Origin of the sequence: Sulfitobacter pontiacus (assembly GCF_040790665.1) — a bacterium.
Taxonomy (GTDB): Bacteria; Pseudomonadota; Alphaproteobacteria; order Rhodobacterales; family Rhodobacteraceae; genus Sulfitobacter; species Sulfitobacter pontiacus.
Genome location: NZ_CP160849.1, coordinates 2,121,577 through 2,135,393, shown reverse-complemented (window position 1 = coordinate 2,135,393; position 13,817 = coordinate 2,121,577). Strand labels below are relative to the sequence as shown.

The 13,817-nt window shown below is 62.3% G+C and carries 12 protein-coding genes and 1 tRNA gene; 5 read left to right on the top strand and 8 right to left on the bottom strand.

Annotated features, from left to right (window positions below):
• Positions 1-107 precede the first annotated feature (107 nt).
• Positions 108-181: transfer RNA gene (locus AB1495_RS10465), tRNA-Gly, on the bottom strand.
• Positions 182-336: 155 nt separating this feature from the next.
• Between AB1495_RS10465 and AB1495_RS10460 the strand changes: the two genes are divergently transcribed.
• Positions 337-1,851, top strand: coding sequence for a malonyl-CoA synthase (locus AB1495_RS10460; protein ID WP_074635481.1), 1,515 nt, complete (start codon positions 337-339; stop codon positions 1,849-1,851).
• On the opposite strand, the gene AB1495_RS10455 is transcribed toward AB1495_RS10460, so the two are convergent.
• The 4 genes from AB1495_RS10455 to AB1495_RS10440 all read right to left on the bottom strand — a co-directional run bounded on the left by AB1495_RS10455 (position 1,852) and on the right by AB1495_RS10440 (position 6,449).
• Positions 1,852-2,463 (bottom strand): hypothetical protein, encoded by a 612-nt coding sequence (locus AB1495_RS10455; protein ID WP_074635480.1) that lies wholly within the window; start codon positions 2,461-2,463, stop codon positions 1,852-1,854.
• The gene (locus AB1495_RS10450) at positions 2,460-4,700 is read right to left on the bottom strand and encodes a xanthine dehydrogenase family protein molybdopterin-binding subunit (RefSeq protein WP_074635478.1); all 2,241 of its coding nucleotides are present in this window, start codon (positions 4,698-4,700) and stop codon (positions 2,460-2,462) included. Before AB1495_RS10450 ends, AB1495_RS10455 begins: the two co-directional genes overlap by 4 nt.
• 1 nt (position 4,701) lies before the next feature.
• Positions 4,702-5,160 (bottom strand): (2Fe-2S)-binding protein, encoded by a 459-nt coding sequence (locus AB1495_RS10445; protein ID WP_005852225.1) that lies wholly within the window; start codon positions 5,158-5,160, stop codon positions 4,702-4,704.
• Between the two features lie 176 nt (positions 5,161-5,336).
• Positions 5,337-6,449, bottom strand: coding sequence for an S-(hydroxymethyl)glutathione dehydrogenase/class III alcohol dehydrogenase (locus AB1495_RS10440; protein WP_005852224.1), 1,113 nt, complete (start codon positions 6,447-6,449; stop codon positions 5,337-5,339).
• Between the two features lie 234 nt (positions 6,450-6,683).
• Here AB1495_RS10440 and pcaC point away from each other — a divergent pair, with 234 nt between their 5' ends.
• From pcaC to AB1495_RS10420, 4 genes are read left to right on the top strand one after another with little or no spacing between them, the layout of a single operon-like run.
• Entirely contained in the window at positions 6,684-7,064 is a 381-nt protein-coding gene (gene pcaC, locus AB1495_RS10435; protein WP_037963220.1) for a 4-carboxymuconolactone decarboxylase, read from the top strand.
• Positions 7,061-7,792, top strand: a complete 732-nt coding sequence (gene pcaH, locus AB1495_RS10430; RefSeq protein WP_074635476.1) for a protocatechuate 3,4-dioxygenase subunit beta — start codon at positions 7,061-7,063, stop codon at positions 7,790-7,792. Before pcaC ends, pcaH begins: the two co-directional genes overlap by 4 nt.
• Complete coding sequence (gene pcaG, locus AB1495_RS10425; protein ID WP_074635474.1) at positions 7,792-8,397, top strand: protocatechuate 3,4-dioxygenase subunit alpha; 606 nt, start codon at positions 7,792-7,794, stop codon at positions 8,395-8,397. The genes pcaH and pcaG overlap by 1 nt, the downstream gene beginning before the upstream one ends.
• On the top strand, positions 8,390-9,220 hold the full coding sequence (locus AB1495_RS10420) for a 3-keto-5-aminohexanoate cleavage protein (protein ID WP_074635472.1): 831 nt from the start codon (positions 8,390-8,392) through the stop codon (positions 9,218-9,220). The genes pcaG and AB1495_RS10420 overlap by 8 nt, the downstream gene beginning before the upstream one ends.
• Positions 9,221-9,263: 43 nt before the next feature.
• Here the strand turns inward: AB1495_RS10420 and AB1495_RS10415 are convergent, their stop codons facing one another.
• The 3 genes from AB1495_RS10415 to AB1495_RS10405 are packed head-to-tail and all read right to left on the bottom strand — an operon-like array spanning position 9,264 to position 13,815.
• Complete coding sequence (locus tag AB1495_RS10415; RefSeq protein ID WP_074635470.1) at positions 9,264-11,564, bottom strand: sulfatase-like hydrolase/transferase; 2,301 nt, start codon at positions 11,562-11,564, stop codon at positions 9,264-9,266.
• Positions 11,561-12,370, bottom strand: coding sequence for a hypothetical protein (locus tag AB1495_RS10410; protein ID WP_244268898.1), 810 nt, complete (start codon positions 12,368-12,370; stop codon positions 11,561-11,563). The genes AB1495_RS10415 and AB1495_RS10410 overlap by 4 nt, the downstream gene beginning before the upstream one ends.
• Positions 12,370-13,815, bottom strand: a complete 1,446-nt coding sequence (locus AB1495_RS10405) for a hypothetical protein (protein ID WP_074635467.1) — start codon at positions 13,813-13,815, stop codon at positions 12,370-12,372. The genes AB1495_RS10410 and AB1495_RS10405 overlap by 1 nt, the downstream gene beginning before the upstream one ends.
• Positions 13,816-13,817: the final 2 nt, after the last annotated feature.

The window sequence follows — 13,817 nt, the reverse complement described above, 5'->3', positions numbered from 1 at the left end:
CGCCCGCACATCGCGCGGGGTCAAGGGCTGCACCCCTAGGGCGCTTGCGACAAAAGCGCATTGATCCAGCGCAAATAGTCAAAATCAAAAGGATGTCGGGAAAGGAGTGGAGCGGGCGGCGGGAATCGAACCCGCGTCTTCTGCGTGGAAGGCAGAGGTCTTACCATTACACAACGCCCGCGCTACGGGAGGAGGGGTAAGTCATACGTTGCGGGTCGTCAAGGCCGTCTGCACGCGCGAAATGCAGCAAAGATCAAAATGCGCCATTTGCCGCCCTTTACCTGGCCCTGCCGATGGCGCAAATTCCGCGCTACCAAAGGTCAGAAGGAGACGACGATGCCCAACCCGCTTTACGACGCTTTATTCGGTCGCCACATCGGGCAAAACACGCCGTTCCTGATCCTGCCGGACGGGCGCACCATCAGCCATGACCAATTCATCCGGTCTGCCGCGCGCTATGCCAATGCGTTTTCGGACAAGGGGCTGACAGCGGGCGACCGTGTCGCGGTGCAGGTCGGCAAATCGCCGGATGCGCTGGCGCTTTATGCCGCTTGCGTACAGGCAGGGCTGGTGTTCTTGCCGCTCAACCCCGGCTACACCGCGTCCGAGGTGGATTATTTCGTCGGCAACTCGGGCGCGCGTCTGCTGGTTTGCGATCCCGCCGATGTTCCCGAACTCACGCCGGTCGCTGCCGCCGCCGGTGCTGCGGTAGAGACGATGGACAACACCGGCCGCGGCACGCTGCGCGATCTGGCGGCCACCCTGCCCGACACCTTCGATACCGTCGACCGAACGGCCGAGGATCTGGCCGCCTTCCTCTATACCTCGGGCACCACGGGCCGATCAAAAGGCGCGATGCTGAGCCAGCGAAACCTGCTGAGCAACGCCGAAACGCTGGTTGATGTCTGGCAATTTACCAAGGCCGATGTGCTGCTGCATGCGCTGCCGATTTTCCACACACACGGGCTGTTCGTGGCGACCAATATCATGCTGCTTAGCGGTGGCGCGATGGTGTTCCTGCCCAAGCTCGATATCGATCAGTTGATCCGTTTCATGCCGCAGGCCACCGCGTTGATGGGCGTGCCGACCTTCTACACCCGTTTGCTGGGCTCTGATGACTTCACCGCCGGATTGACGGCGCATATGCGTCTGTTCATCTCGGGCTCTGCCCCCTTGCTGGCCGAGACGCACAAGCAGTTCGAGGAACGCACAGGCCACCGTATTCTGGAACGCTACGGGATGACGGAAACCAATATGAACACGTCGAACCCCTATGACGGGCCGCGGCGCGGCGGGACTGTCGGCACGCCCCTGCCGGGGGTCGAGCTCAAGATTTGCGACCCCGATACTGGCGAAACCCTACCACAGGGAGAGATCGGCGTCGTCGAGGTCCGCGGGCCGAATGTTTTCCAAGGCTATTGGCAGATGCCCGAAAAAACCGCCGCTGAACTGCGCGCGGACGGATTCTTTATCACCGGTGATCTGGGGCTGATTGACGAAGACGGCTATGTGCAGATCGTCGGGCGCGGCAAGGATCTGATCATATCCGGCGGCTATAACATCTATCCCAAAGAGGTCGAACAGGTGCTGGACGATCAACCCGGCGTGCTGGAAAGCGCCGTGATCGGCGTGGCTCATGGGGATCTGGGCGAGGCACCGGTTGGTGTGCTGGTCGCCGATGGCAGCCGTGATCTGGACCTGGAGGCGCTGTCGCAGACCGTCGCGCAATCGCTGGCGCGGTTCAAATGTCCGCGCAAGCTGGTGGTGGTTGATGCCCTGCCCCGCAATACGATGGGCAAGGTGCAAAAGAACCTGCTGCGCGAAACCTATGCGGATCTGTTCAAGGGCTGACTAGGGGTGCGGATCGCCCGCACAGGGCGTGCCGCCTGCCACCCAGATCGCCAGCGCCTCCTGCATCTTGGGGATGCTACCGGGGGCCGCCGCGCGCCCTGCGCCGGGATCAAAGCCCCATGCCACAAAGGCCGACGTTCGCAGGTGATCGGACAGGTCTTCGGGCGTAAAGGCACCGTTGCTGTCGGGGTCACGCAGTTGCACACATATCTCGGCGCTGGTCTTGCCTTTCCACGCCATCTCTATCGGGGGAAGCCGCCATGCGTCCGCAATCATCGGTGGCGCGTGGGGGACGTTGTTTTCCGACGCGGCGCTGATGTGACAGGTACGGCAAGGCATCGTCTCGGCCCCGATGCGGCTTTCGTCGGCAAGGATGTTCATGCCGTGCACGGGCGCTTGGTCGGCAGCCTCCTCGTGGCCCAACCCCTCCCAGAGCGGCACGCCAGCGGGGCCCACGTGGCAATTGGTACAGCGCGGATGCGAAACGACCGTGTGGATATCATCCCACGCCGCCAGCGCCGCCGCGCGATCAGGTGCTTCTTGCGCAAAAGCACCGCCCGCGCAGACCAGTGCAATGATCCCGCCGGTGATCGCCCCGCGAAGGGAGGTCATACAAAATCGATCGACTTGGACAGCGGCAGTTCGCGGATACGCTGCCCCGTCGCGGCAAAGATCGCATTGGCCAAAGCGGGTGCTGCGGGGGGGACGGCGGGTTCACCGATACCCCTGATCTTGTCGCCATTCTCAAGCCCGCGCACCATGATCAAAGGCGTCTGGTGCAGGCGCATCCCCTCAAAGGCGTGGTAGTTATCCTGCTCTGCCACGCCGTCGCGATAGGTCAGCTCGCAGTTCATCGCGTGGCCCAGGCCAAAGATCACACCGCCTTGCAGCTGCGCCTCAAAGTTCACGGGGTCAAGCACGCGGCCCACATCGGCGGCGACGAACACCTTGTCGATACGGATGCCGTCGGGGGTGTTGGTGACCTCGACCACCTCGGCCACGGGCACGCCAAAGGCCAGCGTAAACGCCAGCCCCCGCCCCCGGTTCGGCCCCAGATCGCTGCCCCATTCCGACATCTCGCCCACGGCCTCCAGCACCTTGCGCGATGCGTCGTGCCAACACAGGCGCAGCCGCTCTTGCAACGGATCTGCACCCGCGGCGTGGCACATCTCGTCCATGAAGCTTTCGTGCATGAACCCGTTGCCCGACGCCCCGACCGACCGCCAAGAGCTGATGGGCACCATCGCTGGCGTGCGGTAGCCGGTGACGCGGTAGTTGGGGATCTGGAACGGCTGGTCCCACGCCCCCGCGACAATCGCCACATCAGGGCCGAAGGCGGGCTGGTTCAACCTTGCGAGCGAGGATTCAGCGACCGAGGGGGCGGCGATCGACAGATCAAACGCTGCGATACCGGCATCCGCCACAGCACCGCGCCCGCGCGCAATGGCCAGCGGGCGGGGGAAATCATGGGTGAAGTCTTCCTCGCGTTGCCAGATCATCTTGATCGGCGTGTCAGGCATCTGCATCGCGATCTCGACCGCTTGGGCGATATAATCATCCTCAAGGCGCCGGCCAAAGCTGCCACCGGACATCAGCACATGCACGTGGATGTCATCACCGTCCAACCCTGTCAGCCGCGCCATATTCGCCTTGACGAAACGGGGGATTTGCGTGCCGGTCCAGATATCCAGCCGCCCCTCGGTCAGCTTGACCACGACGCTCATCGGTTCCATCGGCGCATGGGCCAGATAGGGGATGCGGTATTCCGCCTCGACGACCGAGGCATCTTGCAACGCCTCTTCTACATCGCCTTCATCCTTGAACCGGCTGTCGCGGTGATCGTTGGTGAAAGAGGCCGCCACAGCGGCAAACTGGTCGGCGCTGTCACCGATATAGGGCGAAGGGCCCCAGTCACATTCAACCGCCTGCGCCGCCTGAAACGCGCGCCATGTGTTATCCGCCACCACAGCGATGCCGCCGGTGATGGGCAAGACCGCGCTGACCCCGCGCATCTGGCGTGCGGCCTCGGCGTCAAACCCGTTCAGCCCGCCGCCAATCGCCGGATTGGTGCGGGTCGTGGCGATCACCATACCGTCCATCTGCATGTCGATGCCGTAGATCTGCCGACCGGTGGATTTCGCCACGATATCGGTCCGCTTCTGCGGCTTGGTCAGATAGCGCCATTCCGACGGATCACGCAGGGTGACATCCTGTACCGGCTCGATCTCGGCGGCGATGCTGGCAAGGTCGATGTATTCGATCTTCAACCCATCGGGCAGCACGATGCAGCCGTTCTCTGTCCCCAGTTGGTCGCGCGGCAGGCCGGTCTGCTTCATCGCGGCCTTGATCAGCGTCTCGCGTGCGACGGCACCGGCCATGCGCAGGCGGTCATACATATCCGGCACAGTGGACGAGCCGCCGGTGATATGCAGCCCCATCAGCTTGCCCATGACATCGACCGCACCGCGCCCGCCGCGTGCCAGCATCGTGTCAGAGGTCGCGGCAATCGGCAGCGCCTCTGCCCCGACAACGCCGTTGTAATAAATCGCATCCGCCGGACCGGGCGACAGCTTGGCGCTGCGCGGGTCAATGTCGAGCTCTTCGGCGATCATATGCGCCTGCATCGACCACGCGCCCTGCCCCACATCCGCGCGCGGCGTGATCAGCGTGATCCCTTGAGCGTCGATTTTAACGTAGGGGGTGATCGCGGTTTCGCCGGGTTTCAACCCGTCGAGCAGCGGGTTCTCCCCCTCGCGTTTGTAAAGATAGGTGCCAAAGACGACGCCGCCTGCAACAGCGGCAGAGCCGATCAGGAAGCTGCGGCGCGCAATTGTTTTCACACGTCCCATATCACACCGCCTTCAGCTTGATCGCGGCGGATTTCACCGCCTCGCGAATACGGGGATAGGTGCCGCATCGACAGAGGTTCCCGCTCATCGCGGCGTCAATCTGGTCATCCGTAGGGGTCGGGTTCAGCTCAAGAAAAGAGGCCGCCTGCATGATCTGCCCCGATTGACAGTAGCCGCATTGCGCGACCTGCAGGTCGATCCAGGCCTCCTGCACCGCATGGCGCACCGCCGGAGAGCCCAACCCTTCGATGGTGGTAATCTCGCCCTCGACATCGCCCGCAGCCAACTGGCACGACCGGACCGCGATCCCGTCCATATGCACGGTGCAGGCCCCGCATTGCGCGATCCCGCAGCCGTATTTCGGGCCGGTGATCCCCAGAACGTCGCGCAAGACCCAGAGCATGGGCATGTCTTCCTCGACGTCCACATCATGGGTCACGCCATTCACTGTAAGTTTCATGCCTTGTCTCCCGACGTTCACTCTATAAATACTAGCGGGATCGGGGTGGTAAACCCAATCTGTCCCGCAGCCCTTCGTGCCCTCACGTCAAAACATCGTGTCACGAGGGGTTTCAGAAAACATAAAACGCCGCCCCCGTGAGGACGGCGTTTGTCGCAAGTTTTACGAATTCGCGCCTAGAATTCAACGACGGCGCGAATGGATTCACCTTTGTGCATCAATTCGAACCCTTCGTTGATCTGGTCCAGCGTCAGCTTGTGGGTGATCATCGGGTCGATCTCGATCTTGCCGTTCATGTACCAATCCACGATCTTGGGCACATCGGTGCGGCCCTTGGCCCCGCCGAATGCCGTGCCTTTCCAGACGCGGCCCGTGACCAGCTGGAACGGACGGGTCGAGATTTCGGCCCCCGCCGGTGCGACACCGATAATGATCGACTCCCCCCAGCCCTTATGCGCGGCTTCAAGCGCCTGCCGCATGACCTTGGTATTGCCTGTGGCATCAAAGGTGTAATCCGCACCGCCTTTGGTCAGTTCGACCAAATGCGCGACCATATCGCCCTCGACCTTGGTGGGGTTCACAAAGTCGGTCATGCCGAAGTAGCGGCCTGTCTCTTCCTTGTCGTCGTTCAGATCGACGCCGACGATCTGGTCGGCCCCCGCCATGCGCAGGCCCTGAATGACGTTCAGCCCGATGCCGCCCAGGCCAAAGACCACGCAGCGCGCGCCGATCTCCACCTTGGCGGTGTTGATCACCGCGCCGATGCCCGTGGTCACACCGCAGCCGATATAGCAGATCTTGTCAAAGGGCGCGTCCTTGCGGACCTTGGCAAGGGCGATCTCAGGGATGACCGTGTGATTGGCGAAGGTCGAACAGCCCATGTAGTGGTGGATCGGCGTGCCATCCATCATCGAGAACCGCGTGGTGCCATCGGGCAGCAGCCCCTGGCCTTGGGTCACGCGGATCGCCTGACAGAGGTTGGTTTTACCCGATAGGCAATATTCACACTCGCGGCATTCGGGCGTGTAAAGCGGGATCACGTGATCGCCGACCTCGAGCGTGGTGACGCCCTCGCCGACTTCAAGCACGACGCCTGCGCCCTCGTGGCCCAGAATGGCCGGGAAAATCCCTTCGGGGTCGTCGCCCGAACGGGTGAATTCATCGGTGTGGCACAGGCCGGTGGCCTTGATTTCGATCAGGACTTCACCCCGCTTGGGGCCTTCGAGATTTACGTCCATCACTTCAAGCGGTTGCCCTGCGGCAACGGCGACGGCGGCGCGTGTTTTCATCATAAGAAGCGTCCTTTTGCTGTTTCGGCCAAAAGGACGAAAAAGCGCTGCGATGTCAAGGTCAGGGGGAGGCCGGACAGGCATAAGGGGGCGCTGCCCCCGGCACCGCTTTGCGGCCCCTCCCCCGGGATTTTCATCCATTTGGAAGGGCGGATATGCGTTTGCGCGCCGCGTGTTTTTCCTGTCCAATCGGCAGCGCGACAATGAACACCCACCGTGACCGAGGAGAAGAACATGGCCGACCGAACCGAGATCGGTATGACCACCCGCCGCGCCGTTTTGGGCGATGCCCATGTGGACCGCGCCGAAGCCGCCAAGACCGAGCTGGACGCGCCGTTCCAAAGTCTGATCACCGAAGCGGCCTGGGGCACCGTCTGGGCCAGCGACAAGATCAGCCGCCGCGAACGGTCGATGCTGACGCTGGCACTGCTGGCGGCGACCGGCAATTTCGAGGAAATCCCCATGCACATCCGCGCCACCGCCAATACCGGTGCCAGCAAATCCGATGTGATCGAGGCGTTCCAGCATGTTGCCATTTACGCGGGGGTGCCAAAGGCGAACCATGCGCTTAAGCTCGCCAAACAGACCTATCAGGAAATGGAAGCCGCCGAATGACCGATCAGAACGGAGCGTTCTTTCACCGTGACCGGAGCTGGCACCCGCCCGCGCTGGCACCGGCCTATAAGACATCGGTGGTGCGGTCGCCGCAAAAGGCGCTGATCTCGATGAATACCACGCTGAGCGAGCAGACCGGCCCGGTCTTTGGCCACAATATGTTGGGGGCGCTGGATAATGACCTGATCCTCAACTACGCCGCCGAGGGCGAGATGGCGATTGGCCAGCGGATCATCGTGCATGGTCGTGTGCTCGACCAGAACGGGCGCGGTGTGCCTGGTGTGTTGCTTGAATTCTGGCAAGCCAATGCGGGCGGGCGCTATCGCCACAAGAAAGAGGGATATCTGGCCCCGCTCGACCCCAATTTTGGTGGGTGTGGCCGCACTGTGACCGATGAGAACGGCGGCTATAGCCTGCGCACGGTCAAACCGGGTGCCTACCCCTGGCCCAATGGGGTGAATGACTGGCGCCCTGCGCATATCCACTTTTCCGTTTTCGGACAGGGTTTTGCGCAGCGCTTGATCACGCAGATGTATTTTGAGGGTGACCCGCTGATCTGGAAATGCCCCATCGTACAGACGATCCCGTCGCGCGCCGCGGTAGAGCAGTTGATCGCGCCGTTGGACATGGACAATACCGTGCCTATGGATGCGCGGGCCTATAAATTCGACATCGTGCTCAGGGGGCACCGGTCCACCATGTTTGAAAACCGGATGGAGGGGAACTGATGCAAGAGCTGACCCAGTTGAAAGAAAGCCCGTCGCAGACCGCAGGGCCCTATGTGCATATCGGCTGCGTGCCGAATTTTTGCGACATCACCGGCGTCTACCCCGAGGATCTGGGCGCGCATATGGTCAATGCCGAGACCAAAGGCGAACGGATCACGGTGAAGGGCACGATCTATGACGGCACCGGCACGCCGCTGAAAGACGCGCTGGTCGAGATCTGGCAGGCCGATGCGGCGGGGCTCTATCCGGGCAACGACCCCCGTGGTGCCGCCGATCCGAACTTTACCGGATGGGGCCGCCAGGCGGGCGATTATGACACCGGCGAATGGCAGTTCGACACCATCCGCCCCGGTGCCGTGCCCTTTCCCGACGGGCGTATGATGGCCCCGCATATCAGCTTGTGGATCGTCGCGCGCGGGATCAATATCGGCTTGAATACACGTATGTATTTCCCCGATGCCGATAACAGCGCCGACCCGCTGCTGACCCGTATTGAACATCAAAACCGCGTTGCGACCCTGATCGCGGAGAAAGAAACCGATGGCGTCTATCGGTTTGATATTTACCTTCAGGGCGAGAAAGAAACAGTGTTCCTAGATGTCTGATCCATGCATTCTTTGCGTTGCCATCACCGGCAGCGTACCGACCAAAGCCGCCAATCCCGCCGTACCCGTCACGATCACCGAGCAGATTGAAAGCACGCATGAAGCCTTTGAAGCCGGGGCAAGCATCTGCCACGCCCATGTGCGCAATGAAGACGAGACGCCCTCCTCTGACCCAGAGAAATTTGCGCGGTTGAAAGAGGGGCTGGAGAAACACTGCCCCGGGATGATCATCCAGTTCTCGACCGGCGGGCGGTCAGGTGCGGGCAAGGCGCGCGGCGGCATGCTGTCACTGCGGCCCGATATGGCCTCCCTGTCGGTGGGGTCGAACAACTTTCCCACCCGCGTCTACGAGAACCCGCCGGATCTGGTGGATTGGCTGGCGTCCGAAATGCGCGCCCATGAGGTTGTGCCCGAGATCGAAGCCTTCGATCTGAGCCACATCCTGCAGGCGATCCAGCATCACAAGGACGGCAAGCTGTTCGGGCGGCTTTATGTGCAATTCGTCATGGGGGTGAAAAACGCCATGCCAGCGGATAAAGAGGTTTTTGACTTCTACGTCGCGCAGTTGAAGGCCCGCGCGCCCGAGGCCGCGTGGTGTGCCGCAGGGATTGGGCCGAACCAGATCGTCGTGAACGAATGGGCGATTGCAGCGGGCGGTCACACGCGGGCCGGCCTGGAAGACAACGTGCGTCTGGACCGTAACACGCTCGCCCCATCCAACGCGGCGCTGATCAAACGCGCGGCGGATCTATGCGAGAAATACGAACGCCCCGTGGCGACCTGGCAGCAGGCGCGCGATATTCTGGGGCTGCGCAGCGCCTAAGACATCCGCTGTCGCCCCGGGCTTTCGCCGGGCGACAGCGCTTTCATCGGCTTTGCTGGATTTGCGACTGTAATTGACTGGCGCTGACGGCGGCGTTGATCCGCACGACGGCGACGCCGAGCCTCAGTTCCGCACCACGGCCTTCGTCGATTATGATGGTCGGGGCGGCCGGCCAGTCGGATAGGTCGAGCGTATAGTCGTCCTCCCATCCGGTAAGTGTCGTCACGCCGCCATAGGCCACGTGGAAGGTCGCACGCCCCTTGCCGGGTTCAATCGTGTTATATCCGCTGCCGATATAGATCGTATCATCCCCGCCTGCGGATTTCACGCGGTTACGGCCGGGGCCGGTGTGGATTTCGGACCCGCCGTCGCCGTCGGAAATATCGTCATTGCCCGGCCCGCCGTAGATCTTGCTGCGCCCTGCCCCGCCACGGATCACGTCGTTGCCCGCGCCCCCGTCGAGGATGTCGCGCCCATTGCCGCCGATCAGCGTGTCATTGCCCGCGCCGCCGTAGAACAGATGCACATCCTTGCCGCGCCCTGATTTGGCGATCAACATATCGTCGCCGGCACCGCCATAGAAGGTCGCGCCCGCGTATTTTGCACCGATCATCACATCGGCCCCGCGGCTTCCTTGGACGTTCACCGCGACCCTTTCGGAGGTTTCGAAGTTCATCGGGGTATCGGGATGCGCCACAACCGCAATGGGCTTGCCCTTCGAGGGGTCTTGCTCTTCCCGGGCGACGACAGTGGCGATGCGGATATTCTCGATATAGGCGGGCATATGTAGCACATAGTCATCTGGCCCCGCCATATACCACAACGTGTCATTGCCGCCGTCTTCATCTTCCGAAATCTTTTCGGCATTGGCCCCATAGGCCCAATAATCATTATCCGCCGTGCCCCCCGCCAGCACTACAGAGCCGTCCAGCGCCATCATCGCATTGACCCCGCGCTGCGGGTTCTCGAACCCGCGCAGGTCAAGCCCGAGGTCGAGCGCATTATCCACCATAGTGCGGCGCAACACGTCGAGCGGGGCCGTTTCCACGATATTTGTCGTCTCGCCGGGGTCGGCGACCAGATCATAGATATGCTCTTCGCCGTTGGGGTAGCGGAAGTAGCGGTATTGGCTCAGATCGGGATCGGCGGCGCGCACGGAGAGCGTGCCGAAAACGCTCGTCACCGGAGATTTGCTGTCGTCATACGATCCGAAACTGTCATCGATCAGCGGCAGCAGGCTTTGGCCCGACGTCCAGTCGGGTCGGTATGGCAGCCCTGCCAGGTCCATGATCGTCTTGGGCACATTATGCAGCGATACGGGCATCTCGACCACGCGGCCCTGCGTCATGCCCGCGTGCCAGATCCCCAGCGGCACATGGGCGGCGCTGTCCCACTGGCTCATCTTGTGGAAACTGTCGTGGGTGCCAAGGTTGAACCCATTGTCTGACAGCAACAGGACGGTGGTATTTTGCGCCAGCTCCGAGCCGCGCAAGGCGTCCATGAAGCGGCCGATTTCCGCATCCACATGGCTGATGGCCGCGAAATAGGCGCGCACAACCTGTCGCCACGCATGATCGCCCGACTTCTCCGGGGTCCAGGGACCGTTGGCGATATAGGCGGCCTCGTAAACGGCCATGCCCTCCTGCGGGCCAAAGTAATCTTCCGGCGCGGCAGAATTGGGCCAGACAATCTGGTCGGGATCATACTGCTGATAGAAGCGGTCGGGGCATTGCAAGTTGTAATGCGGGTGCTTGAAGCCCAGCTGGATCAGGTGCCGCCGCGCAGGGTCGGCCCGATCCAGAAAGTCGATGGCGTTCTGCGCCACCCTATTGTCGTAGAAGCGGTCATCCTGGCTGCCATCGTCATCGGGATGGTTCACGCCCGCGATCCCCGGCCCCTTGTCGAGGTATTTCTTGACCTTGGATCGCCGCCCCGCATCCTTTGCCTCAGGCTGTTCATGAAAGAGGATGCGCGCATATTCATGGGGCATGGGTTTGTAGTTGCTGTCGACCTTGCCCGTTGTGAACGTGCGGAACCCGTTGCGGCGCAGATCGTATTGCCAGCCCGCCGTTGGCGGCAAGATATCGCGCCAAAACCGATTGAGATCGACCAGCCCCGTGCGAAACGGTGACAAGCCCGTCGCCAGTTCCGCCCGGCACGGCGCACAAAGCGGCACGGTGGCATAGGCGTTGGAAAACCGCGTCCCCTCGGACATGAAGCGGTCGATATTGGGCGTGCTGATCTGCAGCCCGAAGGCGGTTCGCCACGTGAAAATATCGATCATGTCATCGATCCAGATGACACAGATATTGCCGCCAGCGGTGTCGGCTCTGGTAAAGCTCATGGGCGTTCCCCTGTGTTTCCGGGCGCTTCGGCATAGCGGCAAGCGCGCGCGACCTGTTCAAGGGCGGCGGGCGTGCTGGCGCCATGATCAAGCCAGACCAGCACGTCATGCACCACCGATGTGCCCAGGGTCTTGAGGATTCCCTTGCGGTGGGACCGGCAGCCGATGAACAGATCGGCCACACCGTTCAACTCTGCTGCCAGTTCAGCGCTTGGTCGGGTGCTCTTCTGCGGGATTGGAAACACATCCCCGACCGGTGCGGCGGTCAGGTGCAACTGCCCTTGGTCAAAACCTGCCAGCACCCAATAGTCCTTACCCGGTGCGGGAATAGAGACCTCGACCATACCCGCATCATCCCGCCAGATCAGGCGGCCCTCGCTTTCGCTGAGAAACAGGTAGTTGTCGCTGGCGTCGGGGTTCACCGTCAGGAGGCTACGCGCCTCTGCGTCGGGCGAAGTGACGCGGATGGCAAGGCAGAAGCAGTCCTGCTCGACCAGTGCCGCATCAACGACAAAGCCGCAGTTCACCCCGCGCGTGAATGCCACCCCGCCGCCCTCCAGCAGTGTGCCATTGTCGTCGTTCGGATCGACAGGGCGCGCGGGCGAGCCAAGGCCGTTCTCGACGGCCCATAGGGTCATCGCCTTTTGCGCATTGAAGGTCATGGCGGGGGCATGGGCGTGGTACCAGATCGCCTGCGCATCATTGGGATGACAGGCGTCCACGACGCTGGCCTGCGCTGCGTCATCGCGCAACAAGGCACCTTCGGGCAGGTCGATATCGACATAAAGGGGCGTAAAATCTTGCATCAGTGCACCGGCAGCGCGGCTGGCAGCGCCCAACGGTGTAACATCTCTCCGGTTCGGCTGGCATAGCAGAACCCGTCGCGCAGCGCCCCGCGATTGGCGGGCATCCCGTCGTCGCTGGGTGCGGCCCCGATGGCGTAACACAGCGTCAGCCCCTCCCCCGTCGGAGGCTTGTCACAGGTGATCAGCAGATCGTTACGGTCTTTGGCATCAACTTGCACGCTGGTAATCTTGGCACCGGCGCTGTCCCCTTCAAGGCGGAAACCACAAGCACTACCGGCATTCAGCGGGTCGGCGGCATCCAGCACAAAGGGGCCCATCCCCTCCCCGCGGCAACGGATCACGCTGGGGTTGTCGGGCTCACGCTCTGCCAGCAGAAGAACGGGACAGTTCCACGGTTGGTCGCTGTTGCGCGCCTCGATCGCGCAGGCCTCCATCTCGGCCATTTGCAGCCGCGCGATATCTGTGGGCCGGCCAAATTCATCCAGCGCGAACATATAGCCCGGTGCCGCGTAGACGTGATCGTGCCCGCCCTTGTTCCATGCCAAATCCCACTGCGCGCGCAGCACGTCCGAGTCCGATACATCCCGCGTCCCTGCATCAAAGACAGCCGTAAACAGCGGCTTGCGCAATCCGTGGTCGGCGAAGATATCCGTGATACGGCGCATCAGCGCGTGCATGGCGGCGCACCATTCGGGCCCGGTGCTCAGAACATCTTCGAGCGTGAAATCAAGCCCCACAGACAGGACCTTGGCCGGTTTACCCAATGCGCGCGCCGCGGCACAAAGGTTGGCGACAGTCTGATGAAAGCTGGTAAAGGCGGCCCCGTCGATCAACGCGCTGATGCTGGCGCTGCTGTCGGTTTCGGTGCGCGCATAAAGCAGTGGCAGGGCCCGGTGCTCCGCGTGCCTGCGACGCAGAATTTCGTCGGCGATCAGGCTGTCGCGGGTCTGTTCGGTCAGGCGCTGCATCAGGTCAGAGGGTGCCAGCGTTTCTGTCCCCGCAGCCCCAGCGGGCCCCAGGTCATCACCGGTGGTCACCACATGGTAGGGGAAGGACAGTGTTTCATCTGCAGTCACCGCCCGCCGCGTGCCCCCGATGGCCAGAACACCAAAGACCGCGCCCGACGTGTCGGCAATAATGTCAGGCGCGCTGGCGTCCGGGGCAGCGGTGATTTTGCGTCGAAATTGCCGCGTGCCTTGGGCACCGGGCAGGTTCGCGTCAAACACGTACCATTCCCCCTGCTCTCGAAGGTTCCACGCATCGACATCGCCCAACACAGCCGCATCGACGGGCAGCACCTGCGCTCCGGCAGGCAGGCGGCGGTGGATGTCGGCGATGACGCTGTCCGAGAGGTTCAGGCGCAGGCCCGTTTCGTCAAAGCCGATCACGTCGCCGTTCTTTGCCCGAAGAAGGACACCGCGTTTACTGGGGGCGTGGTCTGGCATTT